Below are 25125 nucleotides of genomic sequence, written 5' to 3'. Positions count from 1 at the left end.
TCGGGAGTAGGTTCAGCCGCGGCTGCCGAAGAGCGAGCGGCGCAGCCGCCGCAGCGGCGCGAAGAGCGAGACGCGAGCACTCTTGCTCTTGCGGGTGTGCGCAATATCACGCGAGGTCAGCTCGCGCATCAGCAACGTCGCCTCGGCCGCCTCGCGCTGCGGGACGGCAGGGCCGCCGAGCACCGAGAGGTGGCGGTCGAGCCGCGAGCTGGTCGCACTGCTCCCGCAGGTGATGGCAGGCACTCGCGCCCTGCTGCGCACTGTTATCTGTTCCATGTCACTCCCCACCCGTACGAGGGCACCCGGCCCCGGGCAGGTTAACCCTATCGCCCCCGCATCACACTCGTGTATCCCGGTGGCAGGATTCACCTTGAGGGGCCGCAGGTTGACAACCAGTCTCCGAATACCGCTGATTCCAGGGCGAGTTGGACACCCCCCTGACTGTTCATCACGCAGAGTCGCGGCCTGTGTTCGTACGGGGTGCGGATTGTCGTTCAAGGGGGCGGCAGCAGCCCGCCCCTGAGCTAACTTGGAAGGGTTTCTCCGCCGCGGATGGGGGGCTCGCCAGTGAGCGAAGTGCCGGGCAGTGAGCAGCGATTGATCGCGGGGCGCTACCGGCTTCTCTCCCCTCTGGGCCGGGGCGGCATGGGCGTCGTGTGGCGTGCGCGGGACGAGGTCCTGGGCCGTGAGGTCGCCGTCAAGGAGGTCCTGGCCCCGGCATCGCTCGACTCCCCCGAGGTGCGGCGGCTTTATGCCCGCCTGGAGCGGGAGGCCTGGGCGGCGGCCCGGGTCTCGCACCGCAATGTGGTGACCGTGTACGACGTGGCCACCGAGGACGGGCGGCCGTGGATCGTCATGGAGCTGGTGCGCGGCCTCGCGCTGTCCGACGTCCTGGACGCGGAGGGCCCGCTGGGTCCGCAGCGCACCGCGCGCATCGGCGCCGAGGTGGTCGCGGCGCTGCGGGCGGCGCACGAGGCGGGGGTGCTGCACCGCGATGTGAAGCCGGCGAACGTGCTGCTCGCCAATGACGGCCGGGTGGTCCTGACCGACTTCGGCATCGCGACGGTGGCGGGGACACAGACCCTCACCATGACCGGCGAGGTCGTCGGCTCGCCCGAATTCCTGGCCCCCGAACGCGCCTTGGGGCGCACGCCGGGGCCGGCCTGCGACCTGTGGTCCCTCGGCGTGCTCCTGTACGCGGCGGTCGAGGGCCACTCGCCGTTCCGGCAGGACACGCCACTGTCCACGCTGCGGGCCGTGGTCGACGACGCGCTGCCGCCGCCGCGCCGGGCGGGTCCGCTGGCGCCGGTGATCGAGGGGCTGCTGCGCAAGGACCCGGCCGAGCGCTGGGCGGGCGAGGAGGCCGAGCACCAGTTGCGGGTGGTGGCGGCGGGCGGCTCGGTGCGGGCTCCGACGGGAGGATCCGAGGCGACGACGGTGGTGGCCGGAGCTCCGGGCGGGCCGCCGACGCCCGTGATGCCGCTCCCCGCGGCCGCTGTCCGCGGCACGACGTCGACGCGGGACGCCGAGCCCTCCCGGCACACGGGGGCGGTGCTGCTCGCCGGGATCCTGGTGCTGCTGCTCGCGCTCGGCGGGCTCGTGTACGCGCTGGTGAAGGACAACGGGCAGTCAGGACAAGGGAGTTCGCCGGGCAGCGCCTCGCCGGCGCCCTCCGTGTCGCATTCCTCGCAGGTGCCGGGCACGTCCGGCGCCACGAGCGGCAAGAACAGCCCGTCCTCGTCGCCGAGCAGCAGCACGAGCCCCTCGCCCTCGGCCTCCTCCTCGTCGCCGCCCGCCCAGTCGCTGGAGGTCAACCTCCAGGTGGTGCGCGGGAGTTACGAGGGGACGTGCCCCGCGCCGGACGCCCAGGCGCCTTCGATGGTCGCCGTCTTCACCGTGGGGCGTACGCCGGTGGATGTGGAGTACCGCTGGGTCACGAAGGACGGCCAGTCATCGGACCCGGGGTGGAAGACGCTCTCGTTCACCTCGGGCGGGCCGCGCACCCGGCAGGTGGTGCACACCGAGTCGCCGGCGCGGAGCGGCTCCAACGAGCTCCATGTCGAGGTGCGGCAGCCCGTGAAGACCTCTTCCAACTCCGGTGCGTACAAGGTCACTTGCAAGGAGGAGACCCCGACGGGCGGGGCCTCCTCCTCGTACTCGCCGCCGGGCTCGGCTCCGCCCGGCGGGTGAGCGACAGGGATCAGGCCGCGTTGGCGAAGGTGGGCAGGTAGCCGCCCGACTGGCCGGCCGCGGTGGGGTGGTACGACTCGCCGATGTTGGTCCAGACGACGCTGTTCAGCCACGGGCTGCCGGAGCAGATCTCGTGTCCGGTGAAGGCCGGCACGACGTCCGCGAAGCTGAAGCCGTGGTCGGCGGCGCGCTTGGCGGTCACCGAGTTGAGCTCGTCGGCTGCCCCGTTGATCGCGGAGCGAGAGTTCTCACTGAGGCCCGAGATGCAGTTGCCGCCGATCTTGTAGAAGTGCGGGTAGCCGATGACGACGACGTGGGCGTTGGGCGCCTTGGATCTGATCGCCGAGTACACCGAGTCGAGCAGTCCGGGCAGCGTCGAGTCGGCGTAGGCGCGGGCCGATGCCACCTTGCTGAGGCAGGTGGACTCCGAGTACAGGACGCAGTTGGTCATGACGTCCGAGAAGCCGGCGTCGTTGCCTCCGATGGTGATCGAGACGAGGTCGGTGGTGGAGCTGAGCGGGCCGAGCTGACTCGCCGTCACATCACCCGTACGGGCTCCGGAGCACGCGGTGAAGTTGAACGAGGCGGGGGAATGCGCCGCCGCCCACAGGGCCGGGTAGGCCTTCGTGGAGCGCTTGCAGCTGCCGCTCGAACTGTCGTAACTCCCGGCTCCGACGCCGGAGGAGTACGAGTCGCCGAGGGCCACGTAGTGGGATCCGGCCGCCTGGGTTGCCGCTGCGGCCACGCCGGCCCCGGTGAGGGAAAGCGCGACAGCCAGCACGAGCGCCCATGCATATGCCGCGATTCGGGACAGTTTCATGGAACCTCCTTGTAGCGGGTTTTCCGCCACGGCAGTGGTACCAGCCCCCTCAGGGCGCGGGAAGTGTTCATGCCAAGAACAACCGACGGACATCTGTGGCTATCTGCCGATCCGTCAGCAACTGGCGAGTAATCCTTCACCGGAGCACCACACTCCGCTGACTGTCCGTCAAATCCCGTTCACCACACGCGAATCGTCGTCTTGACGGGACTGTCCGGACTGCGTCACATTGAAGCCTCGCATCCGGCGCATCGGGGGGAACCGTCGCCAATGCAGACCATCAGTGACAGATCGGCAGTGGGCGCGTCCGTCGCCGCCGACCTGCCGCCCGTCCTCGCGGGAGCGGCACTCGCCGTCTCGGCCGTGGGTGCCGTCCTGGCCTTCGCCGGCCTGGACTCTCCGCTGCGCGCTCCGCTCGCGCTCTTCTACCTGGTGGCCGCACCCGCGGAAGCGGCCGTATTCGCACTGCGCCGACTGGAACCGCTCGCCCGCATGGTGGCGTCGATATCAGGAGCAGTACTCATCGATGTGCTGACCGCCGAAAGCATGGCAGGTCTGCACCTTTGGTCGACCCGGAACGGCATCGCAGCCGTGGGTGTGATCAGCCTTCTCCTCTTCCTGCTGGGGGCGGGGGTGAATCGCTCCGGATGTGACCGTGAAAGTCCGGTCAAAAACACAGAAACGTGAGGCCTCGGCCGAGGTCTTGCCATACAGTCCCCATCATCAATACCGTCTTACATCCACCCGCAACGGTCCATCACGCAAAACGGCGCCAGGGGAGGGCTCAAGCGTCGCGATGGATACCGGTGCGGGGCGCGGTAGGGGGGTGCCGTGCTCGGTCTTCGCCATGCGTGGGCCGGAACACGGGCCGCGCGGCCAGCAAAGCCAGCTCACCCAATCAGTGCGGTGTGCCATGCCGTCATGACCGGGGTGAGAACCCCCCTTTCGTAACCGGAAACTCATCCGGACTGCCCGGGGGCGGGCGGTCCACCGGACGAGAGGGACAGAGACTCATCATGACTCCTTCCGTGCGCCCGGCTGTCCCGGGCCAAGATCAATTAATTGCGGAATCACCGGACGGTCACTCGGATTCCGTGACCACCAGTCGAATATCCGCTGCGTATCGACCGGTTTCGGCGAATCTCGCCATTGCACCTCCGGTGAGCGTCGTGATCCCGGCCATGAATGAGGCCGAGAATCTTCCGCATGTGTTCAAGACACTTCCGGACTGGATCCACGAAGTCGTCCTGGTCGACGGGAATTCCACCGACAACACCGTGCAGGTAGCCCGCGAGCTGTGGCCCGACGTCAAGGTCGTCAAGCAGGTGGGCAAGGGCAAGGGCGACGCCCTGATCAGTGGCTTCGCCGCCTGCACCGGCGACATCATCGTCATGGTCGACGCGGACGGCTCGGCGGACGGCGAGGAGATCGTCAGCTATGTCTCCGCGCTGGTGGGCGGCGCCGACTTCGCCAAGGGCTCCCGCTTCGCCAACGGCGGCGGCACCGACGACATGACCCCGATCCGCAAGCTCGGCAACGCCGTCCTGTGCGGCATCGTGAACCGCAAGTTCGGCGCCCGCTACACCGATCTCTGCTACGGCTACAACGCCTTCTGGAAGCACTGCCTGGACAAGATCGTGCTCGACTGCTCCGGGTTCGAGATCGAGACCCTGATCAACATCCGGATCGTCAAGGCGGGCCTGCGTGTTCAGGAGGTCCCCAGCTACGAGTACAACCGGATCCACGGTGTCTCCAATCTCAGCGCGGTGCGCGACGGCATCCGCGTCCTGAAGGTGATACTCCGGGAGAAGGCCGTGCCCCGGGCACACCGACGCACTCAGGCCGTCTTCCTGAACACACGGCGGGGAGAGGTGTCTTGACGGAGCGTCACTTCTCCGTGGTGATCTGCGTGTACACCGAGGACCGCTGGGAGGACATCCTGGCGGCGGTCTCCTCGGTGCGCACGCAGTCGCTGCCGGCCCTGGAGACGCTGCTCGTGGTGGACCACAACGAGCGGCTCCTGGACCGGCTCACCAAGGAGTTCGAGGAGTACGCGGCGTCCGGGGAGGTGCGGGTGCTCGCCAACGCGGGCCCCCGCGGCCTCTCGGCCGGCCGCAACACGGCGATCTCGGTGGCCCGGGGCGAGTTCGTGGCCTTCCTCGACGACGACGCCGTGGCCGAGCGCGACTGGCTGCGGCACTTCGCCGAGGGCTACGACGACCCGCGCGTGATGGCGGTCGGCGGCCGCACCGTGCCCGCCTGGGCCTCGGGGCGCAGGCCCGCCTGGTTCCCCGAGGAGTTCGACTGGATCGTCGGCTGCACCTACCGGGGGCTGCCGCCGGGCCGCGTCGAGGTCCGCAACGTCCTGGGCGGCAACGCCTCCTTCCGTACGTCGGCCTTCGACGCGGCGGGCGGCTTCGCGACGGGCATCGGCCGCGACGGCGACAAGCGGCCGCTCGGCTGCGAGGAGACGGAGCTGTGCATCCGGCTCAGCAAGGCGCTGCCCGACGCCGTGCTGCTCATCGACGACCGCTCGGTGATCCACCACCGGGTGCCCGCGGCCCGCGAACGCTTCGGATACTTCCGCACGAGGGCGTACGCGGAGGGCCTCTCCAAGGCACTGGTGGCCCGAAGCGTGGGCTCCGGCAAGGGACTTGAGTCCGAGCGGCGCTACACGACCCGGGTGCTTCCGGCCGGTGTGGTGCGCGGCGTACGGGACGCCGTCCTCGGCCGGGCCGGCGGCGCGGGCCGTGCGGCCGCGATCGTGACCGGCGTCGCGGTGGCGACCGGGGGCTATCTGCTCGGCACCGTACGGGCGCTGAGGGGTGGGGTCACCTTCACCGTGGCCCCCGTCGAGCGCGTACCGGCGACGGAGCCGGACGAGGAGGGCGAGGCGGCATGACGGCTGCGCGAACGGGGCCCGTGCCCATCCTCATGTACCACTCGGTGGCGCACAGTCCCGCGAAGGCGGCGTTCGGCCTGTCCGTCTCGCCGGACGCCTTCGCCGACCAGATGGAGCTGCTCGCCGAGCTCGGGTGCACTCCGGTCACCACGGCCCAGCTGGCGCACGCCTGGCGCACGGCGGGAGCGCTTCCACGCCGCCCCGTCCTGATCACCTTCGACGACGGCTACGAGGGCGTGCACCGCCACGCCCTGCCGGTCCTCGCCAAGTACGGCTTCGCGTCCACGCTCTTCGTCTCCACCGGTTGGCTGCGCGGTGCGTACGACGAGGGTGGCGCCCTGGACACCATGCTGGACTGGGACCAGGTGCGCGAGCTCGCCCGGGGCGGCTGCGAGATCGGCGGCCACAGCCACAGCCATCCGCAGATGGACCAACTCGGCGACGAACGGCTCTGGTTCGAGACGCTGCGCTGCAAGGAGATCCTCACCGACGAGCTCGGCCGGCGCCCCGTCTCGTTCGCCTATCCGTACGGTTACTCCAGCCGGCGGGTGCGGCGCACGGTGCGCTCCGCGGGCTTCGCCCAGGCGCTCGCGGTGGGCAACGCGCTCGCCGAGCGGCGCCAGGGTCCGTACGCCCTGGAGCGGGTGACGGTGCGGCGCACCACCGGTATCGACGAGTTCGAGCGGCTCGTCGTGGGCACCGGCCGCGACATCGCGCGCACCTTCGCCGGCGACCGCGTCCTGACGAAGGGCTACGCCGTGGTGCGCGGGGCCAAGCGGGCCGGGCGCAGGCTCGGCGGCGACTGAGAGAACGACCGACCAGGACCAGAAGCAGAAGGTGAGCGGTACCCGTGGCCGACATGAGCACCGCCCAGGACCTCGCCGCTCCGACCTCGAACAGGCGCCGGGGCACCCCCCTCTTCCGCAACGCCTACGCCCTGATGCTGAACACGGGCATCAGCGCGGTGCTCGGGCTCGGCTTCTGGCTGATCGCCGCCCGGTACTACACCGATGACGCGGTGGGCCAGGGCTCGGCGGCGATCGCCGCGATGAAGTTCCTCGCCGGGATCACCGCGCTGACCCTGACCGGGGCGCTGGCCCGCTTCATCCCCGTATCGGGCGCCGCGACCGGACGCCTGGTCCTGCGCACCTACGCGCTGAGCGCATGCGTCGTCGGGGTGGCCGCGCTCGTCTTCATGGAGACGCTGGACTTCTGGGGGCCCTCGTACCGGTTCCTGCACGGCCCGTTCAAGGGGCTCGGGTTCATCGCGGCGGTGATCGCCTGGTCGATCCTGACGCTGCAGGACGGCGTGCTCACCGGGCTGCGCAGCGCGTTCTGGGTGCCGGTCGGCAACACCGCGTTCTCGGCGGTCAAGCTGGTGCTCCTGGTGGCGATCGCGGCCTCGGTGCCGACCAGCGGGGTGTTCGTCTCGTGGGTCGCGGCGATCGCGGTGTCCGTGGTGCCGCTGGGCTGGCTGGTGTTCCGACGCCTTGTCCCCCGCCACGTGGAGCTCACCGTGCACACCGCCCGGCCGCCGAGCTACCGGGAGCTGGGCTGCTTCCTGGCCGGCGACTACACGGGCTCGCTGTTCGCGCTCGCCGTGGTCTATCTCGTGCCGGTGATCGTGGCGTCACAGATCAGCTCGGCCGACAACGCGTACTTCTACATCACCGCGACCATCGGCGGCACCGTCGAGCTGCTCGCCATCAACATGGGCGCCTCGCTGACCGTCGAAGGGGCGCACGATCCCGAGCGGCTCGGCCGCAATGCCCGGGCCGCGCTGCTCCGCATGGTCAAGATCGTGGTGCCGATCTGCGCGTTCCTCTTCGCCTTCGCGCCGCGCATCCTGCACGTGTTCGGCGAGGGGTACGCCCGTCATGCCACGGCGCTGCTGCGCTGGCTGGTGGTCGGGGCGCTGCTGCGGGTGGTGATCGAGCTGTACTTCGCGGTGCTGCGCGCGCAGAGCCGTACGGCCGGACTCGCCTACCTCCAGGGCGGATTGTGCGTCCTGGTGCTCGGGTCCACGCCGGCGCTGCTGCCTCCGCTGGGCCTGGCGGGCGTGGGCATCGCGGAGGTCGCGAGCCTTTCGGTGATCGCGGCGATCGCGGCGGTGAAGCTGTTCGGGGTGCTGCGGGCCGAGCCTCAGCGGGTCAGCCAGCGCACCTCGTAGGCGGCCATCGGGAACGACTTGCCGTCGACCTTGGCGTCGATGGACCGGTCAAGAGTGTTGACGACGAGCACGTCCTTGCCGCTGGCGAGCACGCGCACGTTCGGCACGTCGTCGTCGGCGATGCTCACGGTGGTGAAGTCGGTGCCCGGCGGGAAGGCCTTGGCGAACCGGGCGATCAACGCGTACATGGGCAACTCCTTGCCCCCGGCGTCCTGTTGGGTCGGCGTCCACAGACAGCCGGGGCACGCGCCGCTCTGCTCCTCGGGGCTCCAGTAGAAGGCGGTGCTGGTGCCGCCGCGCGCCAGGGCCATCAGGCCGGCGGCCTGGGTGGCGACGCGCTGTTGCTCGCTCCAGCCGGACTTGTCGGGTTCGACGTAGTACTCGGCCCACCACACCGGCAGACCGGACTGCCCCCGCACCCACTCGGTGACGGCGGTCAGCTTGTCGGTGGCGCCGAACGCGTTGGGCAGCATCTGGTTGGTGCGGGTGAAACTGGCGCCGTCGACGACAGCGAAGTCGGCGCCCTTCTTGTGCTTGTTCCAGTAGGTGAAGGCGTCGAGAACCCGCTGATCGACGGAGCCCCAGGGCCCCTTCAGGGCGGAGGCGTACGACTGGTCCTGAGGCCCATAGCTGTCCATGACGAGATAGGGACCACCGACGAGATTGCCCTTGTTGACCTTCTTCAGCGCGTCGTAGACCTGGTTGTAGAGCTGGGTGTAGGCCTCGTAGTTCCAGCGCTGGGCGGTGTCGTTGTAGAAGCCCTTGAGCTCGTTCCAGACGATGAAGTGCCGTACGTCCGGGTAGCGTTGGGCCACTTTCGCGGCAAGGGCGGCGAAGTCCTTGTAGTGGGTGGGCAGCGGCGCCGACTCCAGCGCCTTCACGCTCCAGTCCGTCTTGCTCGCCCCGGCCCGGCCGCCCTTCATCCAGTCGGGCGCGCAGCACAGCGTGATGACGGGGGTGGCCCCGGTGGAGCGGATGTACTTGACCCTTCGGTCGAGATCCGAGAAGTCGTACGTGCCCGGCGACGGCTCGGGGTTGCCCGCGCCCCAGCCCATGATCGCCTGGTCCTGCGGCAGGCCCTGCGCAGAGAGCACGTCACGGGCGCGCTGCACGGCGTCGTCGTCGCCCGTGTCGGCGCTGTACTGGGTGTGCGTGAAGCCCCAGCCGAGCGCGGGGTCGGTGTTGCTCGCACCGGTCCGGCCGGGTCCGGACTCGCCCGCGTTTCTGCTCGTACAGCCGCCCGTCGTCAGGATGAGGGCGAGCGCGGCCAGAATCGCGACGACCAGCACCGCCGGGGTCCTGGGCCGGGGCGTCCTGTCGGGCCTGCGACTACGGACGACGGTTCCACGATGACGTTCCATCACGGGGCAGCGTATCGGCGGTAGACGCCATTCCGGCCAGTTTTTACCTGAACAGGGACAGAACGTCCCTCGACCATCAACGGGACAAAACAGGTGCACGCGCGGGCCTGTTGCCGGATCATGGGGGCATGTCCCCTGCCCCAGAAGCCGCGCTGCCGATCCGGCTGACCGTGGACGACAGCGATTCACCCTCCGATGTGGTCGACGCGCTCTTCCTCGGCCGCTTCGCCACGGGCGAGCAGCCGTTCTCGCACAGCTCGTCCATCGACCGGGTCAAGAAGGGCTTCAGCCTGCTGCCGCCCGGCGCGAAGGTGCTGCGCGCCGCCCGCGACGACGACCGCAGCGCCACGCTCGCCGAGGGCGAGGGCTGGACGCTGCTCGTCTCGCGCTGGAACCGGGGCGCGGACGTGACGGTGACCGCGACCACCGAGGAGCTCTCCGCCCAGGTCCTCAAACAGGCCACCGAGGGCGCCGAGGACGAGCCGGAGCCGCAGCCCGAGAACGTGACGATGGGCTTCTGGTACGTGTCCCCGCGGCGCGGCCCGCACCGCACGACCCGGCAGATCGCAGCCGGCACCTGGGACGAGGTGCGGCCCAACTACACGGCGCCGGTGGCCGATGCGATGGACCGCCTGATGAAGGTGACCCCGGAGGACATCGCGGGCCGGCTGCTCCTCCTCCACGGGCCGCCGGGCACCGGCAAGACCTCGGCGCTGCGCACGCTGGCCCGGTCCTGGCGCGACTGGTGCCAGGTCGACTGCGTGCTCGACCCGGAGCGGCTCTTCAACGACGTCGGCTACCTGATGGACATCGCGATCGGTGAGGACGACGGCAGTGCGAAGGGCCGCTGGCGGCTCCTCCTCCTGGAGGACTGCGACGAGCTGATCCGCGGCGAGGCCAAGCACACGGCGGGCCAGGCCCTCTCCAGGCTCCTCAACCTGACCGACGGCCTGCTCGGCCAGGGCCGCAACGTCCTGGTGGGCGTCACCACCAACGAGGACCTGGAGCGCCTGCACCCCGCGGTGGTACGCCCCGGCCGCTGCCTCGCCCGCATCGAGGTCGGCCCACTGACCAGGACGGAGGCGGTCCGCTGGCTGGGCACGGAGGAGGGCGTCGCCCGCGACGGCACCACCCTGGCCGAGCTGTACGCCCTGCGCCGGGGAACGTCCCCGGCGTCGGTGCCGGACCAGCGGGCGGGAGCGGATGCGGGGTTGTATCTGTAGCCGGCGGTACCGCGTGATTCCCTGCGCCCCCGTGACTGCCTGTGCCCCGTAACTCCCCGCGCCCCAGAGGGACGCGGGGTTGTGACACTCTGCGGCACAGCCGGGAAGGGGCGGGCGGGGCGGGGAACACGCGCACCGCAGGCGCCTACTCGCCGTATGCCGCCCGCAAGGCCTGCTCCACCGCCGAGCGAGCCGCATCCCGCCCGAGCCCGAGCCGCAGAACCTCCCCCGCATACGCCGCCGCAGCCACCGCCGCAAGCCTCTCGGACGCATCCCCCGCCGCCGCGACAAACGTCCCGTTCCGCCCCCGGGTCTCGATGACCCCGTCCGCCTCAAGGGCCCGGTACGCCTTGGCCACCGTGTTCGCGGCAAGCCCGAGATCCTCCGCGAGGCCCCGGACAGTGGGCAGTTTGTAGCCCACGGGCAGCTTCCCGGACCGGGCCCGGTCGGCGATCTGGGCGCGCAGTTGCTCGTACGGCGCGGTGGCCGCGCCCTGGTCAATCACGATCTTGAGGGTCACAGCCCCGATTCTCCCCCGCGGCCGCACTCCGCGAAAACGGGCAGCGCCGTGGAGGGGGCCGCGAGCGGGACGAAAATGGGAGGCACCCGGCCCGCGCCCCCGCGTACCGTGCGAATCCTTCCGCCACCAGATATGTGCCATGGAGGTACGTCATGTCCGCGAGTTCGGCCGAGGCCGGCACCCGTATCGAGGTCGTCCTGGTCAAGGCCGGTCGCACGAAGCTGCGTTACCCGGCGTCGGTGGTGTCCGACGACGGCACCCGGCTGACCGTGCATGCCCCCTGGGCAGCGAAGGGCACCCGCGACTTCGGCTTCGTACGGTTCGAGCCGGGCGATGTGTTCACCGAGCACTACTGGCGCGACCGCTGGTACGCGGTGAAGGAGGTCCGCGACACCGACGCGGCGCTCAAGGGCTGGTACTGCGACATCACCCGGCCCGCGGTGGTCCAGGGTGGCGAGGTGATCTCCGAGGACCTGGACCTCGACCTCTGGGTCTCGGCCGACGGCGCGACCGTACTGCGCCTGGACGAGGACGAGTTCTCCGAGAGCGGCCTGGCCGAACGCGACCCCGAGGCCGCTGCCCGCGCCGTGGCCGCCCTGGACGAGCTCGAACTCCTCGCGAAGCTGGGCCAGTTCACGGCATTGATCGACTGAGCCCCGCCCCGGGTACAGGGACGCACACCCTGCGGACCCGCGTTTTCGCGCGGCGGCGGCGCGCCACGGCCCGCACCCTCCGCGCCTCGGCCGGCCCCGCTCAGGCCGCGACCGGCACCGCCGCCGTGGCGACCACCGCATACCGTTCATCGTCCACCTCGCGTCCCCACAACCGCGCGTCCCCCGACAGCCGCTCATAGCGCGCCTCGGCCTTCAACCCACCGAGGGCGCCGACGAGTTGCCCGGCCGGTATGCCGGTGTCGCCCCACACCCCCTCGACCAGAATCAGCCGACCGCCCGGCCGCAGCAGCGACCACCAGTGCCGCAACGCCGCCTCGTGGTCGGGCAGCGCCCAGACCACATGGCGGGCCAGGATCACGTCGAAGGTGCGGCCTTCGACGGGCGGCCGCGCCGCGTCCCCGGTCAGCACCTCCGCGCCGGTGCCGGCCAGCTTGGCGCGGGCCCGCTCGACCATCCGGGGCGACAGGTCGACGGCCGTGATCCGGTGGCCCCGCCCGGCGGCGAGCAGCGACAGGCTCCCGGTGCCGCACCCGAGGTCGAGGAGCTCGCCCGCGTGGTCCGGCAGCCACCCCGCGAGGCGCTCGTCCCACGCGGCCCGCACCGCGGGGTCGAGCAGCCCGTGATCGGGCTCCTCGTCGAACGTGTCCGCCTCTTCGTCCCAGTCGATGTCCATGCCCCGATCGTGCCAGGCACCACTGACAACCGGCCCGGCGATCAGCCCCGGCCCGCCTCGCCAACGGCTCGCGGGTCCAGCACCTTGCGGTAGTGGAGGCGGTCGTAGGGCCCGTCCACACGCCGCTCGACGAGTTCGTACCCGTACCGCGGATAGATCTTCTGGTTCTCCCACATCATCGCGTTGGTGTAGAGCCGGACCTCCGGCAGGCCGAGCGCCCGCGCGTGCTCGTCCACGAAGTGCAGCAACCGGCGCCCGAGACCGGTGCCCTTGACGTCGGGGTGGACGGAGATCGAGTCGAGGAAGAGGTGGTCCGGCTCGGCGACGAGGACCAGGACCCCGACGACCGGGTCACCGGTGACGAAGACCCGCCCCGCCGCGACGTTCGCCGCGTGGTCGGCCTCCATAGGGACGGGGACGACACCGATCCGCTCGACATAGGGGCGATAGGCGGCATCGGTGACCTCCTTCACGCGCGGCACGTCGTCGGGGGTCGCGAGCCGGATCTCATCGTTCATGGGGCCACGGTACGTCGCGGACGGGCCTGTTCTTAATCAGTTCTGAGTGGGTCCTTAACTCGACCATAAGGATCGCCATCACTCGGTCCCAGCAGGGGATTTCACGGTTTTCCGGGGCTAGCGTGCTGATCGCCGGACGGGACGTCCGGCAGTCGAGAACCCCCACGCCCCCCATGCCCGTGCACCATCGAAGGAGTACGCCACGATGACCTTCCCCAAGCTCTCCACCGCGTTCGAGCAGCGGGGACCCCGTCGGCGCACCGCCGTCGTCGCCGCGCTCGGGTTCGCGCCGCTCGCCCTGACGGGGCTCGCGGCCGGGCCCGCCGCGGCCCACGGTTCCATGACGGACCCGGTCAGCCGGGTCTCGGCCTGTTACGCGGAGGGTCCGGAGAGCCCCAAGTCGGCGGCGTGCAAGGCCGCCGTCGCGGCCAGCGGTGCGCAGGCCTTCTACGACTGGAACGCGGTCAACATGGCCAACGCCGCGGGCAAGTCGAAGGAGATCATCCCGGACGGCAAGCTGTGCAGCGGCGGCAACGACAAGTACAAGGGCCTTGACCTGCCGCGCACCGACTGGCCGGCCACCATGCTGTCGGCCGGCAGCCACACCTTCCGCTACAAGGGAACGGCCCCGCACAAGGGCTCGTTCGAGCTGTACATCACCAAGGACAGCTACGACCCGTCGAAGCCGCTGAAGTGGTCGGACCTGGAGGCGACGCCGTTCGCCAAGGTCACCGACCCGCCGATGCAGGGCGGCGACTACGTCTTCGACGGGAAGATCCCGGCCAGGTCGGGACGCCATCTGATCTACTCGATCTGGCAGCGCTCGGACAGCCCCGAGGCCTTCTACACCTGCTCCGACGTGGTGTTCGGCAAGGACAGCGGTACGGCGGGCGCCCCCGCTCCCGCGGCCTCCGCGCCCACCGACAAGGAGATCGCGGATGGCGCGTCCAAGTCGACGGTCCAGCACCACCACGGCGGCGCCACCACGGGTACGCAGCGGAGCACCGCCCCTGCGGCAGAGGCCGGCACAACCGGCAACCAGCCGCAGGCGGACGGGGCTGCGGCCACTCCGGTCGCCGCAGCCGGCACGCAGAATCTGGCCGAAACAGGGGGTGACAGCAGCACGCCGTACCTCGCCATAGGGGGCGCGGGCGCCATCGCCGTCGGAGCCGCGGCGCTCTTCGCGACGCTGCGCCGCAAGGCCGCGGCGGCGGGCCGCCACAGCCGCTGACCCGCACGCACACGCCGCCCCTCCCGGATGCCGGGAGGGGCGGGCCTCGTACGGTCGCACGGTCCGGTGGGTCAGCCGATGACGGATGCGCAGGTGGTGGGGGTGGCATGCGCCGGGTCCAGCGCGTTGGCCACCTCGTGGTAGGCGACGCGGTCGGTGAGACCGATCGCCACGTGGTCGGAGAAGTCGAGCGCGCACTTGTCCTGGAGGAGGACGTTGTTGACGTCGGGACCGTCCAGGAACTGCGATCGGTAGGGGGTGACCACCTCGTCGTACTTGGTCGCGATGACCGTGTAGTGCACTCCGGGGACGGTGTCGCCGCCCTGGTTCAGCTTGGTGACGAAGGGCGATCCGGCCATCTGGTCGGCGAGTCCCGGGGTGGCGAGCGTCAGCAGCTCCTGGGCGCCGGGGAAGTACGGCAGGAGCTGGGTCAGCCCGTCGAGGGTGGTGCCGTGGTTGTCGGGGGCGATCCCGACGAGGGCATTGACCTTGGAGGCGCCGCCGAGGAACTTCAGGTACCAGCGCGGCATCATGCCGCCCTGCGAGTGGCCGACCAGATCGGCCTTGGGCGTGCCGGTCGCCGCGAGCACCTTGTCGACGAAGGTGGCGAGCTGGGCCGCGGACTTGTCGATGGGGCCGAGCCCGTCGAACAGGGGCACGCCGGGGAGCTGACCGTAGTCGAGCGAGAAGACGCAGTACCCGCGGTTGACCAGATACGGGGCGAGGGCCAGCCAGTTGTCGGTGCCGTTGCCGAAGGTTCCGTGTACGAGGACGACGGGCCGGGGGTGGGCGGCGGACGGCTTGCAGGAGTAGTTGTTCCAGCCGCTGCTCGGCGCGGACTGGGCGTGCGCGGCGGTTGCCGGGGCGAGCAAGGCCGCGGCGGCGAGCAACAGTGCCGACAGCGGTCTGAGCACACGTTTCCAGGGCAGCATCGGGTGATCTCCTTGCGGCTCAAGGGAGTTGCGATGGGGGATTCGCCCTGCGGCCCGGACCACAAGTGAGGTGCCGTACGGAGTGCGTACGGGGTGTGCTCACGCCAAATTACGCACGAGTAGCGTAGGAGTGAAGTTACGCGTCAGTAAAAAGTGTCGTGTCGCGGTGCAACGCCCTCACGTCGAGCCGGGCTCCCGGGTTCCGCCCGCTGTGCCGGTACGGCTCCGCAGGAGCCCGTAGTCAGCGTCGGCCCGCCGTCTCGCTTCCGGGGCTTCCGGGATCTCCGGCGCTTCCGGCGCTTCCGGCGCTTCCGGCGCTTCCGGCGCTTCCGGCGCTTCCGGCGCTTCCGGCGCTTCCGGCGCTTCCGGCGCTTCCGAGCAGCGGTCCCAGCGCGGCGGCGATCTCCGCGGCGAGCGGCTCGTCGACCGGGGCGTGGCCGCTGAGCAGGCGGTACCACATCACGCCGAAGGCGAAGTCGACAGCGAGGTCCAGGGATGCGGGGCCGTCCTGCCGCAACTGGCCGCGCTCAACACCCCGTTCGAGAATCTCGCGCAGGGCCGCGCGGCGCGGGGCGATCACCCCCTCCTGCAGCCTGCGGGCGAGCGAGGCGTCCGCCTGGGCGTCGGCCATCAGCCCGACCACGGCCCGGCCGGTGGCGCCACGGGTCAGCCGGAAGGTGTGGCCGAGCAGTTCCTCGACGTCGCGGTACACGTCCCCGGTGTCGGGGAACAGCTCGGCCGGGCTGCGGTGCGGGAGCTCGGTCAGCACTTCGAGCAGGACGTCCTGCTTGGTGGGCCACCAGCGGTAGACGGTCTGCCGGCCGACCTGGGCCTCGTCGGCGATGCCCTTGATCGTCAGTTCCTGGTAACCGTCGCGTCGGCAGAGCTCCAGCGCGGCGTCGAGCACCGAACGCCTGGCCGCCTCGCTGCGGGGGCGCCCGCGGGGCGGGGAGCCGCCTGTCGACACGTCCCCTGATCCGTTCTCGATTTTCTTCATGCGAGCAGTTTACAAGACACGATGCCTCGGAATACTCTTTACGAGGCAGTGAGCCTCGAAAAGCGTGAAGGCCCCCGTGCGAAAGGGCCTGGAAGGACTGCACCATGAACGAGCGAGTTGTGATCGTCGGCGGCACCTCCGGAATCGGCCTGGCCACGGCGCGACGCCAGCTGGGCGAGGGCAGGGACGTCGTCGTCACCGGCCGCAACCCCGAGCGGCTGCGGGCCGCATTGGATGAACTGGCCTCGCTTTCAGGCACGTTGAGCACGTCTGGTGCGCCTGGTACGTCCGGTGCGCCTGCCACCCCTGGCACGTCCGGAACTCCGGGCGAGGTGAGCGGTGCGGTCGTGGACGCCCAGGACGAGGCGGCGACGCAGGAGTTCTTTGCGGGGCTCGGCCGGGTCGACCATGTGGTCGTCGCGGCAACCGGCTCCACGGCCGCCGGACCGTTCCGCTCCGTGACGACGGACGCGCTGCGCCAAGCCACCGAGGGCAAGCTGATCGCCCACAGCCTCACCGCGCGCGCCGCGCTAGACGTCCTCTCCCCCACCGGGTCGATCACCTTCGTGACCGCCGCCTCGGCGGGCGCCGCGATGCCCGGCACGGCCGGCCTGGCCGCGGCCAACGCGTCGGTGGCCGCGATGGTCCCGGTGCTCGCGGTGGAGTTGGCCCCGGTCCGCTTCAACGCGGTGTCGCCGGGAATAGTGGACACCCCTTGGTGGGACTGGATGGACGCGGACGCCAAGGCGGAGACGTTCGCGGCCTACGCCAAGTCCACCCCGGCCGGCCGCTGCGGCCACCCGGAGGACATCGCGGACGCGATCTCCTTCCTCCTGGGCAACACCTTCACGACGGGCGTCGTCCTGACCGTGGACGGGGGTGCGCGACTGGCTTCGGGGGCGTGAGCGGATGGGTCGGCGGGGCCGGTCCGGGGCGGGGCCGGTTCGGGGCGGGCCGGTTCAGGACGGGGCCCGTCGGACAGGCGGGGCGCCCCCGGCGCGCGAACCACAGAGTAGGGGCAGCCGGGAGAAGCACCGCCCGAAGCGTCGGGCGTGCGAGCCCCCGGACGTCCGGATTCCTCTCAACTCCGGTCCAGTTGTAGGGAGTTCGCAACGACACGCCCCCTGTTCGTCCCGGTCCGGTGACCGCACGCCGGGTACCACCTCCATCGCGGTACGTTCACGGCGAGTGCCGATGCCTTGGGGGGAAACCATGCGCAAGATCCTGCTCGCGACCGCCGCCACCGCCTGTCTCACCCTGACCGCCTGCAACCCCGGAGGCGGCGGGTCCGGCAACAAGCCGTCCGCCTCTCATCCCGCCGGCGGGCAGCCGTCCGCCACCACTCCCACGCCCGCCGGCACTCCCGGGAACGGCTCGGCCACGCCAAGTTCGGACCCCGGAGCCGGGCAGGCCTCTCTGGCTCTCGGCGTGCCGTCCCGGACCGTGGGGACCAAGCTCGTCGGCATCCTGGAGATCACACCCACGACCGTCGTCTACACCAAGGAGGGGGACGGAACGACCTCACGGTTCGGCACCTTCGCCGTCATCACCACCAAAGACGCCTCGCTGACGGCGAACGCCGCGGACGAGGAGCCCGCCAGCGCCAACGGGACCAAGGGCGGCTGGCGTTGGATCGCGGCGAACGGGCAGAGCGTCGCCGAGGGGAACGGTACCGCGTACAAGGTGCTGGTGACCGGGTACAGCGGCGTCGGCAAGATCGGGCCGGGGACCTACCAGATGCGCTCCGAGGTCTTCGACCTGACGCCGGAACAGGCCAAGGGAGGTGGCACGCTCGTCTACACGGACGCCACCAAGTCCGAGAACCGCTGGACGATTCCGCCGACCGATTCCGGGCCCCAGGTGGCCGACGTCAAGAAGCGGCTGGCTTCCTGAAGGCGGCTGCTCCCCGCGCCGAGGGGAGCAGCGACCGAGCCCGGGCCGCCCGGGGAGGCGCCCCTGCCCCCGCGCCCGACCCTGCCCGTCTCAGGCCGCGTCCGACAGAGTGCCCGGGACGATGGCCCGAGGACCGAACCTGGCGCGGGCCCGGTCGGCCACCGCCTCGATGCGGCGGGCCCGCTCGTCCTCGGGGTCGAACGTCAGCTGGTGGGCGGCGAGTTCGGCCGGAACCAGGCCCTCGGCCCGCAGCGAGATGCCTCGGACCCTGGCTCGTTGCAGGCCGAGCGCCGCGTGGAGGGCGTAGGCCAGGTCGCCCAGGGCGGGCGAGTGGGCCGAGGGCTCGGGCAGGGTGCGGGTGCGGGTGGTGGTGGACCGGTCGGCGTAGCGCACGGTGAGGCTGAGGGAGCGGCACACCTGACCGGCGCCGCGCAGCCGGACGCCGAGTTCCTCGGCGAGGGAGAGCAGCGCCCGGCGGTGGCGTACCGGGTCCAGCTCATCGCGGGGGAAGGAGCGTTCGGCGGCCAGCATTGGGGCATCCCCTGCTCGAGCGAAGCCGAGAGCTTGGGGAAAGGCGGAGGCGTTCGGCACGACGGGCGTGCGGTCGATGCCGCGGGCGCGCTCCTGGAGTTCGCGGCCCGGCCGGGCGCCGAGGATCCGCTGGACTGTGCCCGGCGGAGCGTCGGCGAGACGCCCCGCCGTGTCGAGGCCGTACGCGCAGAGGATACGGGCGGTGGAGCGGCCGATGCCGTCCAGGGCGCGGACCGGCTTCGCGGCGAGGAAGCGGTCCACCTCGTCCGGGAGCACCGTGCGGGTCGCGCCGGGTCCGGCGTCCCGCGCCACCATCCTGGCCAGCATCGGGTTGGGGGCGAGCCCGATCGCGCAGTCCAGGCCGAAGTGGGCTAGCGCGCGGACCCGCAGGACGGCGGCGAGCTGCCCGGCGTCCTGGCCGAAGTACTTCTCGGCCCCGGCCAGGTCGGCGAGGAGGCCGTCGGGCGGGAGTGCCTGGACGACCGGGGTGAGGCCCTCGGCCAGCGCGATCAGGGCGGGCAGCGCCGCTTCGTACATCGGAGGGAGGTGGAAACGTGCACAGAGGATCATCCCGCGCTCCCCGGGCTCGAATGCCACAACTTCCGCCCGGTGGCGGCCCGTTCGCCGGCGGGCTGCAGGTCGGCCCAGGGGTTCAGTTCGTAGCCGGTGGACAGGTGGATGCGGCGGCCGTTGTCGGCGGAGCTCCCGGCCGCGGTCCCGACTTCGCTTTCGGACGCGGATCCGGGCGCCTCGACCGGTTCGGGCGGGGTCGCGAGGCGGGAGGAGACCGCGTCCAGGCCGCCCTCGCGGCGCAGTTCGACGAGTTCGGCGAGGTTCCAGGCGCGCGAGCCGACGACGCTGAGGCTGCGCGGTCCGCGTCGCTGCACCACGCCGCGTACGAGGAGCAGCCAGGAGTGGAAGACGGTGTAGGCGCAGGCATCGTGGCTGTCGTCGAAGAAGGCCAGGTCCACGAGGCCCGTGCCGTCGTCCAGGGTGCTGAAGACGACCCGCTTGCCGGAGCGGATCGGCGGGGTCTGGGTGGCCGCCTTGGCGCCCGCGACCAGGACGGTCTGGCCGTGCTCGGCGTCGCGCAGCCGCTTGGCGGAGACGACGCCGAGTTCGTTCAGGAACGCCGTGTGGTCCTCCATCAGGTGGCGGGAGGCGTCCATGCCGAGGACGCCGAGTTCGGCGCTGAGGCGTTCCGCGTCGTCCAGGTCGGGCAGTCCGGCGCGGGCCGTCGACGTGCCGCCGTCCAGCGGGAGTTGGCCGCCTGCGGCGCGGCGGGCGCCGTGGAGTTCAAAGAGGTGGAGCAGCAGGTCACGCCGGTTGGCGCCGAACGCGTCGAGCGCGCCGATCCGGGCGAGCCGTTCGGCGACCGGGCGGCCGGGCCTGGCCCGCTGCCAGAAGTCGCGCAGCGAGGCGTAGGGCCGGCCGCCCTCGATGCGTGCGCTCTCGGCCTCGCTGATCCCGTGGACGTCGGAGAGCGCGAGCCGCACCCCCCAGATACCGGACACCAGTTCGATTCTGTGTGCGACCGAGGACCGGTTCACATCCACCGGCAGGATCGGCACCCCGCGCCGCCGCGCGTCCGCGAGCAGCAGGCGCTTGGGGTACATCCCGGGGTCGTGGGTGAGCAGCCCGGCGTAGAAGGCGGCCGGGTAGTGCGCCTTGAGCCAGGCCGACTGGTAGGTGGGCACGGCGAAGGCTACGGCGTGCGCCTTGCAGAAGCCGTACGACCCGAAGGCCTCGACGATCTCCCAGGTGCGGGCGATCACCTCGGGCAAGTAGCCGCGCTCTTCGGCGTGTTGGGCGAACCAGACCTTGATGCGGGCCTGCGACTCCGGGTCGGAGAGCCCGCGCCGCACCCGGTCGGCCTCGCCCCGGCCGCAGCCGGTCATGATGTTCACCATCTCGATGATCTGCTCGTGGAAGACGACCACCCCGTAGGTGTCGCGCAGCGCGTCCGCCAGGTCGGGGTGCGGGAAGCGGACCGGGGCGCGGCCGTGGCGGGCCTCGATGAACGGGCGCACCATGTCGGCCGCGACCGGCCCGGGGCGGAACAGCGAGATGTCGACGACGAGATCGTGGAAGGTCGACGGCTGGAGCCGCCCGACCAGGTCGCGCTGCCCCGGCGACTCGATCTGGAAACAGCCCAATGTCTCGGTGGACTTGATGAGCCGGTACGTCTTGGCGTCGCCCGGCGGGACCTGTGCCGGGTCGTCGATGTCGAGCTTCTCGCCCGTGGCCCGGCCGATCTCGGCGACCGCGTGGGCCATCGCGGACTGCATCCGCACGCCGAGGACGTCCAGCTTGAGCAGGCCGAGGTCCTCCACGTCCTCCTTGTCGAACTGGGACATCGGGAAACCCTCGCCACTGGTGGGCATCACGGGGGTACGGCGCAGCAGGGAGGCGTCCGAGAGGAGCACTCCGCACGGGTGCATGGCGATGCCGCGCGGCAGGGCGTCCAGGGCCTCGACGAGCTCCCAGAGCTTGCCGTACTGGTCCATCTCGCCTGCCAGGGACCGCAGTTCGGGGAGTTCCTTCAACGCGGCGCGGGCGTCGCGGGCCCGGATGTGCGGGAAGGACTTGGCGATCTTGTCGGTCACGGCGGGGTCCATGGACAGGGCGGCTCCCACGTCCCGGATGGCGTGCCGCACCCGGTAGGTCTCGGGCATGGCGACGGTGGCGACCCGCTCGGCGCCGAAGCGGTCGATGATCGCGCGGTAGACGTCGAGCCGGCGGGCGGACTCCACATCGATGTCGATGTCGGGCAGCACCGGCCGCCGCTTGGACAGGAAGCGCTCCATCAGGAGCCCGTTCTCGACGGGGTCGGCGTGCGCGATGCCGAGGAGGTGGTTGACGAGCGAGCCCGCGCCGGAGCCGCGCGCGGCCACCCGGATGCCCATCTCCCGTACGTCGTCGACGACTTGGGCGACGGTGAGGAAGTAGGAGGCGTATCCCCAGTGCGCGATGATGTCCAGCTCGTGGTGCATCCGTTCCCAGTACGCGCGCCGGCCCGCATAGCCGCGCAGCACCATTCCGGCCGCGGCCCGCGAGGCGAGGACCCGCTGCGGGGCGCGGTGCGCGGCGCCGACGAGGTACGGCTCGGGGTAGCTGGCGGTGCCCATGCCGAGGTCGTCCTGGGGGTCGACGAGGCACTCGGCGGCGGTCCGTTCGGTCATGGCGAGCAGCCGGTGGGCCACGTCGCGGCGCCAGCCGGCCGCCTCGGCGACCCGCTCGGCGATCTTGAACATGGCGTCCGGGCCCTTGAGCCAGCGCTCGCCGCTGTCGAACGGCGCCCGCACCGGCACCAGCCGCCGTGCCGCGTCCAGGACGTCGGCGACCTGGCCCTGCCCGGGGTCGGCGTAGCGCGCGGCATTGGTCAGTACGGCTTGCACGCCCTGTTCGGCGGCGAAGCCGACGGTGCGCGCGGCGAGCCGGAGCGATCCCGGGCCGGTCCCCCTGAGTCCGTGGTGGACGGCTTCGAGGCGGAGGGCGTCGCCGTAGATCTCCCGCCAGGGCGCGAGCAGTTTCGCGGCCCGGTCGGGGCGGCCCGCACCGAGCGCGCGGCCGATCTCGGAGGCCGGGCCGAGCAGCACGGTGAGCCCTTCGGCGGGCAGTTCGGCGCGGGGCAGCAGCGGGCGGCCCTCGGCGGTGTGCGCGGCGCTGACCAGGCGGCAGAGCTCGGCCCAGCCGGCCGCGCCGTCACGCGCGAGGAAGGTGACCCGGGGGGCGGACTCGTCGACGAACGCACCGCCCCGTACGGGCGTGCGCCGACGGGCCTGCCCCCGGGCGGGGCCGGTTTCCCCGAGGTGTTCCGGCACGGCGAGATCGGCGCCGAACAACGGCCGGATCCCCGCCTCGGCGCAGGCCTTGGCGAAGCGGACCGTGCCCGCGAGGGTGTCCCGGTCGGTCAGTGCGAGGGCATCCATGCCGCGTTCGACGGCACGTTCGGCCAGCCGCTCCGGGTGGGAAGCCCCGTACCGCAGGGAGAATCCCGAAACGGTGTGCAGATGCGTGAAACCGGGCATCCGCACCTCCTACCAATCCGTTCTCACCTCCCCCTCCCTTCCACCATAGACCAGTTCGAACGCGCATGCGAAACACACGTTCGAATACCCTGCCGGATGCCTGCCTGAGCGGTCCGCCCGGCATCCGGCAGGCATTCCGGGAACGTCAGGCCGTGGCGCTCTTGATCACCGCGAACGGGGCGCCGAACGGGTCGAGCATCATCGCGAACCGCCCCACGCCCTCGCCGTCGGTGGCCGGAATGATGACGGTCGCGCCGAGTTCCTGGGCCTTGGCCACCGTGACGTCGCAGTCCTCGACCTCGACGTACGGGTGCCATTCGGAGGTCGAACCGGCATCCCGGTTCTCCTGCGGCAGCTCCATGAGGCCGCCGTGCATGGTCTGCTCGCCGCCGCCTGCCGGCCCGGCGATGGAGTAGACGATGCCGCCGCCCATCGGCATGTCCCTGGTCTCCCACGACAGAACGCTGCCGTAGAACGCCTTCGCGGCCGCGGCGTCGGTGGTGTACAGCTCGATCCAGCTGACGCTGCCAGGGTCGTTGACGCGCTCCAGGCCGTCGGTGTCGCCGGGCTCCCACACGGCGAAATCGGCGCCCGTCGGGTCGGTGAAGGCGGCCATCCGCCCGGCCGTGAAGACCTGCGACGGCGGGACGCGGACCGAGCCGCCCGCCTGCTCGACGGACTTGGCGGTGGCGTCGGCGTCCACGGTGCGGAAGTACACCGTCCAGGCCGAGCTCGCGCCCTCCTCGGTCAGCGGGCCGGCGGCGCCCACCGTCCTGCCGTCCTTCTGGAAGAAGCCGTAGCCCCCGGCCTCCGGTCCCGCGGACTGGAACTGCCAGCCGAACAGGCCGGTGTAGAAGGCGACGGCCGCGTCGATGTCGGGGGTTCCCAGGTCGAGCCAGTTCAGCCCGCCCGGTACCTGTGTGGAGGTCAGCATGAAGGTGCTCCTGTCGCGTGCGTCGTCCGCCCCGGAACGCGACGGTCCCGGGAACCTGACTCCAGCGTGGCAGCGGGCGCCTCCCCCCGACAGCCGGATGCCTCGGGCCAGGCATCGGCTCTAAGCCATTCGGCCCTGCACCGACTGCGTGAACGCGCAGTGCGGCAGAGCGTAGGGGCATGACTTTCGTCGACGAGGTGAAGAGCGCTGTCACCGTGCGGGCCGCCCTGCTGGTCATCGGCGTACTGGGCCTGATGGTCGCCTTCATCACGTCCTACGCAGGCGCCTTCCACCATCCGAAACCGAAGGACATCCCCTTCGCCCTGGTCGCACCCGCGCAGGTCAGCGGGCAGCTCGCCCAGCAGCTGGGCGCGCTGCCCGGCGGTCCGCTGGACGTACGGACGGTCAAGGACGAGGCCGACGCCACCCGGCAGCTGCGCGACCGCAGCGTCGACGGGGTCCTGGTCGTCGACCCGCGGGGCACCACCGACAGGCTGCTCGTGGCGAGCGGCGGCGGGGCCTCCCTCGCGCAGGCCGTGGAGGCGATCGCGACGGGGGCCGAGAAGGCGCAGCAGCGCACCGTGAAGGTGATCGACCTCGCCCCCGCCTCCGCGGGCGACTCCCGCACCCTGTCCTCGTTCTACCTCGTCGTCGGCTGGTGCGTGGGCGGCTATCTGTGCGCCGCGATCCTGGCGATCAGCGCGGGCGCCCGGCCCGCCAACACCCACCGGGCGCTGATCCGGCTCGCGGTGCTCGCCGTGTACGCGATCGCCGCGGGACTGCTCGGCTCGCTCGTCATCGGGCCGGTGCTCGGCGCGCTGCCGGGCAGCTACATCGGGCTCGCCGGGCTCGGCGCCCTCGTCGTGTTCGCGGTGGGGGCGACGACCCTCGCCTTCCAGGGGCTCGCCGGGGTCGTCGGCATCGGCCTGGCGATCCTGGTCATTGTCGTCCTCGGCAATCCGAGCGCGGGCGGCGCCTATCCGTATCCGCTGCTCCCGCCGTTCTGGCGGACGATCGGGCCCGGGCTGCCGCCGGGCGCGGGCACCTGGGCCGCCCGCTCCATCGCGTACTTCAGGGGCGAGTCGATCAGCGGCCCGCTCCAGGTGCTCTCGATCTGGGCGCTGCTCGGCGCCATCATCACGGTGGTCCTCGCCGGGCTGAACCAGGACCGCGACGAGAAGCCGGCGGGCTCATGACCGTCCCCCGCCGCTCCGGACCCGCCGAACAGGCCTTCTCCGTAGGGCGGATGGAGCCGAGCGCGCAGGCCCAGCTCGGTGCGCTCGGCCTTCCGGGTTCATCGTGGTCACCACCATCGCCACCGGCATCGACGCGGGGATCTCCCCCGAGAAGCCGTCGGCATCCGTGTTTCCGTTCGTCGGGTTCTTCATCGGCGGCCTCGACGTGGGGCCGCCCGGTCCTTCCGATGGGCCGCTTCCTTTCGCCGCTCGAACGCCAGGAGGCGTGAGCCGCCCGACCGTCCGGAGACGTGGGACAGGGCCGCCCCGCGCGGGACGGCCCTGCCTGT

At 71.3% G+C, this 25125-nt stretch carries 21 protein-coding genes and 2 pseudogenes; 12 read left to right on the top strand and 11 right to left on the bottom strand.

Annotation, left to right across the window (positions count from 1 at the left end; translation table 11 throughout):
- Window positions 1-12: 12 nt before the first annotated feature.
- Entirely contained in the window at window positions 13-276 is a 264-nt protein-coding gene (locus IE206_RS11445; protein WP_189962000.1) for a hypothetical protein, read from the bottom strand.
- Window positions 277-552: 276 nt separating this feature from the next.
- On the opposite strand from IE206_RS11445, the gene IE206_RS11440 reads away from it, so the two are divergent.
- Window positions 553-2190 (top strand): serine/threonine-protein kinase, encoded by a 1638-nt coding sequence (locus IE206_RS11440; RefSeq protein WP_189961999.1) that lies wholly within the window; start codon window positions 553-555, stop codon window positions 2188-2190.
- Between the two features lie 10 nt (window positions 2191-2200).
- On the opposite strand, the gene IE206_RS11435 is transcribed toward IE206_RS11440, so the two are convergent.
- Window positions 2201-3010, bottom strand: a complete 810-nt coding sequence (locus IE206_RS11435; protein ID WP_189961998.1) for an SGNH/GDSL hydrolase family protein — start codon at window positions 3008-3010, stop codon at window positions 2201-2203.
- Between the two features lie 270 nt (window positions 3011-3280).
- Here IE206_RS11435 and IE206_RS11430 point away from each other — a divergent pair, with 270 nt between their 5' ends.
- The 5 genes and pseudogenes from IE206_RS11430 to IE206_RS11410 all read left to right on the top strand — a co-directional run.
- Entirely contained in the window at window positions 3281-3697 is a 417-nt protein-coding gene (locus IE206_RS11430; protein ID WP_189961997.1) for a hypothetical protein, read from the top strand.
- Between the two features lie 329 nt (window positions 3698-4026).
- On the top strand, window positions 4027-4890 hold the full coding sequence (locus IE206_RS11425; protein WP_189961996.1) for a glycosyltransferase family 2 protein: 864 nt from the start codon (window positions 4027-4029) through the stop codon (window positions 4888-4890).
- Entirely contained in the window at window positions 4887-5912 is a 1026-nt protein-coding gene (locus IE206_RS11420; protein WP_189961995.1) for a glycosyltransferase family 2 protein, read from the top strand. The genes IE206_RS11425 and IE206_RS11420 overlap by 4 nt, the downstream gene beginning before the upstream one ends.
- On the top strand, window positions 5909-6718 hold the full coding sequence (locus IE206_RS11415; RefSeq protein ID WP_189961994.1) for a polysaccharide deacetylase family protein: 810 nt from the start codon (window positions 5909-5911) through the stop codon (window positions 6716-6718). The genes IE206_RS11420 and IE206_RS11415 overlap by 4 nt, the downstream gene beginning before the upstream one ends.
- Before the next feature lie 53 nt (window positions 6719-6771).
- Window positions 6772-8055, top strand: a pseudogene (locus IE206_RS11410) (lipopolysaccharide biosynthesis protein); the annotation flags it as partial.
- Here the strand turns inward: IE206_RS11410 and IE206_RS11405 are convergent.
- Window positions 8055-9443 (bottom strand): glycoside hydrolase family protein, encoded by a 1389-nt coding sequence (locus IE206_RS11405; protein ID WP_189961993.1) that lies wholly within the window; start codon window positions 9441-9443, stop codon window positions 8055-8057. The pseudogene IE206_RS11410 and the gene IE206_RS11405 sit on opposite strands and share 1 nt — an antisense overlap.
- Before the next feature lie 128 nt (window positions 9444-9571).
- Between IE206_RS11405 and IE206_RS11400 the strand changes: the two genes are divergently transcribed.
- On the top strand, window positions 9572-10666 hold the full coding sequence (locus IE206_RS11400) for a DUF5925 domain-containing protein (RefSeq protein ID WP_189961992.1): 1095 nt from the start codon (window positions 9572-9574) through the stop codon (window positions 10664-10666).
- Window positions 10667-10811: 145 nt separating this feature from the next.
- Here the strand turns inward: IE206_RS11400 and IE206_RS11395 are convergent, their stop codons facing one another.
- Window positions 10812-11186, bottom strand: coding sequence for a GntR family transcriptional regulator (locus IE206_RS11395; RefSeq protein WP_189961991.1), 375 nt, complete (start codon window positions 11184-11186; stop codon window positions 10812-10814).
- 152 nt (window positions 11187-11338) lie between these two features.
- On the opposite strand from IE206_RS11395, the gene IE206_RS11390 reads away from it, so the two are divergent.
- Window positions 11339-11839 (top strand): ribonuclease FAU-1 family protein, encoded by a 501-nt coding sequence (locus IE206_RS11390; RefSeq protein WP_189961990.1) that lies wholly within the window; start codon window positions 11339-11341, stop codon window positions 11837-11839.
- Between the two features lie 112 nt (window positions 11840-11951).
- Here the strand turns inward: IE206_RS11390 and IE206_RS11385 are convergent.
- Both IE206_RS11385 and IE206_RS11380 read right to left on the bottom strand, forming a co-directional pair.
- Window positions 11952-12533: pseudogene (locus IE206_RS11385) on the bottom strand (class I SAM-dependent methyltransferase); the annotation flags it as partial.
- A gap of 41 nt (window positions 12534-12574) precedes the next feature.
- Window positions 12575-13051 (bottom strand): GNAT family N-acetyltransferase, encoded by a 477-nt coding sequence (locus tag IE206_RS11380; protein WP_189961988.1) that lies wholly within the window; start codon window positions 13049-13051, stop codon window positions 12575-12577.
- A gap of 205 nt (window positions 13052-13256) precedes the next feature.
- On the opposite strand from IE206_RS11380, the gene IE206_RS11375 reads away from it, so the two are divergent.
- A complete protein-coding gene (locus tag IE206_RS11375) occupies window positions 13257-14282 on the top strand; it encodes a lytic polysaccharide monooxygenase auxiliary activity family 9 protein (protein ID WP_189961987.1) in 1026 nt (341 codons plus the stop codon).
- Between the two features lie 71 nt (window positions 14283-14353).
- Here the strand turns inward: IE206_RS11375 and IE206_RS11370 are convergent, their stop codons facing one another.
- Window positions 14354-15214 (bottom strand): esterase/lipase family protein, encoded by an 861-nt coding sequence (locus IE206_RS11370; RefSeq protein ID WP_189961986.1) that lies wholly within the window; start codon window positions 15212-15214, stop codon window positions 14354-14356.
- A 241-nt stretch (window positions 15215-15455) separates the two neighbouring features.
- Window positions 15456-16211, bottom strand: coding sequence for a TetR/AcrR family transcriptional regulator (locus IE206_RS11365; protein ID WP_189961985.1), 756 nt, complete (start codon window positions 16209-16211; stop codon window positions 15456-15458).
- 104 nt (window positions 16212-16315) lie between these two features.
- On the opposite strand from IE206_RS11365, the gene IE206_RS11360 reads away from it, so the two are divergent.
- Window positions 16316-17116, top strand: a complete 801-nt coding sequence (locus IE206_RS11360; RefSeq protein ID WP_189961984.1) for an SDR family oxidoreductase — start codon at window positions 16316-16318, stop codon at window positions 17114-17116.
- Window positions 17117-17423: 307 nt separating this feature from the next.
- Entirely contained in the window at window positions 17424-18104 is a 681-nt protein-coding gene (locus IE206_RS11355; protein WP_189961983.1) for a hypothetical protein, read from the top strand.
- A 90-nt stretch (window positions 18105-18194) separates the two neighbouring features.
- On the opposite strand, the gene IE206_RS11350 is transcribed toward IE206_RS11355, so the two are convergent.
- The 3 genes from IE206_RS11350 to IE206_RS11340 all read right to left on the bottom strand — a co-directional run bounded on the left by IE206_RS11350 (window position 18195) and on the right by IE206_RS11340 (window position 23600).
- Complete coding sequence (locus tag IE206_RS11350) at window positions 18195-19205, bottom strand: DNA polymerase Y family protein (RefSeq protein ID WP_189961982.1); 1011 nt, start codon at window positions 19203-19205, stop codon at window positions 18195-18197.
- Window positions 19202-22666, bottom strand: coding sequence for a DNA polymerase III subunit alpha (locus IE206_RS11345; protein ID WP_189961981.1), 3465 nt, complete (start codon window positions 22664-22666; stop codon window positions 19202-19204). Before IE206_RS11345 ends, IE206_RS11350 begins: the two co-directional genes overlap by 4 nt.
- Before the next feature lie 145 nt (window positions 22667-22811).
- Complete coding sequence (locus IE206_RS11340; protein ID WP_189961980.1) at window positions 22812-23600, bottom strand: VOC family protein; 789 nt, start codon at window positions 23598-23600, stop codon at window positions 22812-22814.
- A gap of 179 nt (window positions 23601-23779) precedes the next feature.
- Between IE206_RS11340 and IE206_RS11335 the strand changes: the two genes are divergently transcribed.
- Complete coding sequence (locus IE206_RS11335; protein ID WP_189961979.1) at window positions 23780-24796, top strand: ABC transporter permease; 1017 nt, start codon at window positions 23780-23782, stop codon at window positions 24794-24796.
- Window positions 24797-25125: the final 329 nt, after the last annotated feature.

The sequence above is a fragment of the Streptomyces violascens genome (assembly GCF_014649955.1).
GTDB lineage: Bacteria > Actinomycetota > Actinomycetes > Streptomycetales > Streptomycetaceae > Streptomyces > Streptomyces violascens.
Note: the sequence above shows the minus strand (reverse complement) of the source record. Positions and strands in the feature narration are given on the sequence as shown.

Excerpts from the sequence above, each read along its gene's own strand:
- IE206_RS11445 (WP_189962000.1), bottom strand. The coding sequence starts at position 276 with ATGGAACAGATAACAGTGCGCAGCAGGGCGCGAGTGCCTGCCATCACC.
- IE206_RS11440 (WP_189961999.1), top strand. The coding sequence starts at position 553 with ATGGGGGGCTCGCCAGTGAGCGAAGTGCCGGGCAGTGAGCAGCGATTG.
- IE206_RS11435 (WP_189961998.1), bottom strand. The coding sequence starts at position 3,010 with ATGAAACTGTCCCGAATCGCGGCATATGCATGGGCGCTCGTGCTGGCT.
- IE206_RS11430 (WP_189961997.1), top strand. The coding sequence starts at position 3,281 with ATGCAGACCATCAGTGACAGATCGGCAGTGGGCGCGTCCGTCGCCGCC.
- IE206_RS11425 (WP_189961996.1), top strand. The coding sequence starts at position 4,027 with ATGACTCCTTCCGTGCGCCCGGCTGTCCCGGGCCAAGATCAATTAATT.
- IE206_RS11415 (WP_189961994.1), top strand. The coding sequence starts at position 5,909 with ATGACGGCTGCGCGAACGGGGCCCGTGCCCATCCTCATGTACCACTCG.
- IE206_RS11405 (WP_189961993.1), bottom strand. The coding sequence starts at position 9,443 with ATGGAACGTCATCGTGGAACCGTCGTCCGTAGTCGCAGGCCCGACAGG.
- IE206_RS11400 (WP_189961992.1), top strand. The coding sequence starts at position 9,572 with ATGTCCCCTGCCCCAGAAGCCGCGCTGCCGATCCGGCTGACCGTGGAC.
- IE206_RS11390 (WP_189961990.1), top strand. The coding sequence starts at position 11,339 with ATGTCCGCGAGTTCGGCCGAGGCCGGCACCCGTATCGAGGTCGTCCTG.
- IE206_RS11380 (WP_189961988.1), bottom strand. The coding sequence starts at position 13,051 with ATGAACGATGAGATCCGGCTCGCGACCCCCGACGACGTGCCGCGCGTG.
- IE206_RS11375 (WP_189961987.1), top strand. The coding sequence starts at position 13,257 with ATGACCTTCCCCAAGCTCTCCACCGCGTTCGAGCAGCGGGGACCCCGT.
- IE206_RS11370 (WP_189961986.1), bottom strand. The coding sequence starts at position 15,214 with ATGCTGCCCTGGAAACGTGTGCTCAGACCGCTGTCGGCACTGTTGCTC.
- IE206_RS11365 (WP_189961985.1), bottom strand. The coding sequence starts at position 16,211 with ATGAAGAAAATCGAGAACGGATCAGGGGACGTGTCGACAGGCGGCTCC.
- IE206_RS11360 (WP_189961984.1), top strand. The coding sequence starts at position 16,316 with ATGAACGAGCGAGTTGTGATCGTCGGCGGCACCTCCGGAATCGGCCTG.
- IE206_RS11355 (WP_189961983.1), top strand. The coding sequence starts at position 17,424 with ATGCGCAAGATCCTGCTCGCGACCGCCGCCACCGCCTGTCTCACCCTG.
- IE206_RS11350 (WP_189961982.1), bottom strand. The coding sequence starts at position 19,205 with ATGATCCTCTGTGCACGTTTCCACCTCCCTCCGATGTACGAAGCGGCG.
- IE206_RS11345 (WP_189961981.1), bottom strand. The coding sequence starts at position 22,666 with ATGCCCGGTTTCACGCATCTGCACACCGTTTCGGGATTCTCCCTGCGG.
- IE206_RS11340 (WP_189961980.1), bottom strand. The coding sequence starts at position 23,600 with ATGCTGACCTCCACACAGGTACCGGGCGGGCTGAACTGGCTCGACCTG.
- IE206_RS11335 (WP_189961979.1), top strand. The coding sequence starts at position 23,780 with ATGACTTTCGTCGACGAGGTGAAGAGCGCTGTCACCGTGCGGGCCGCC.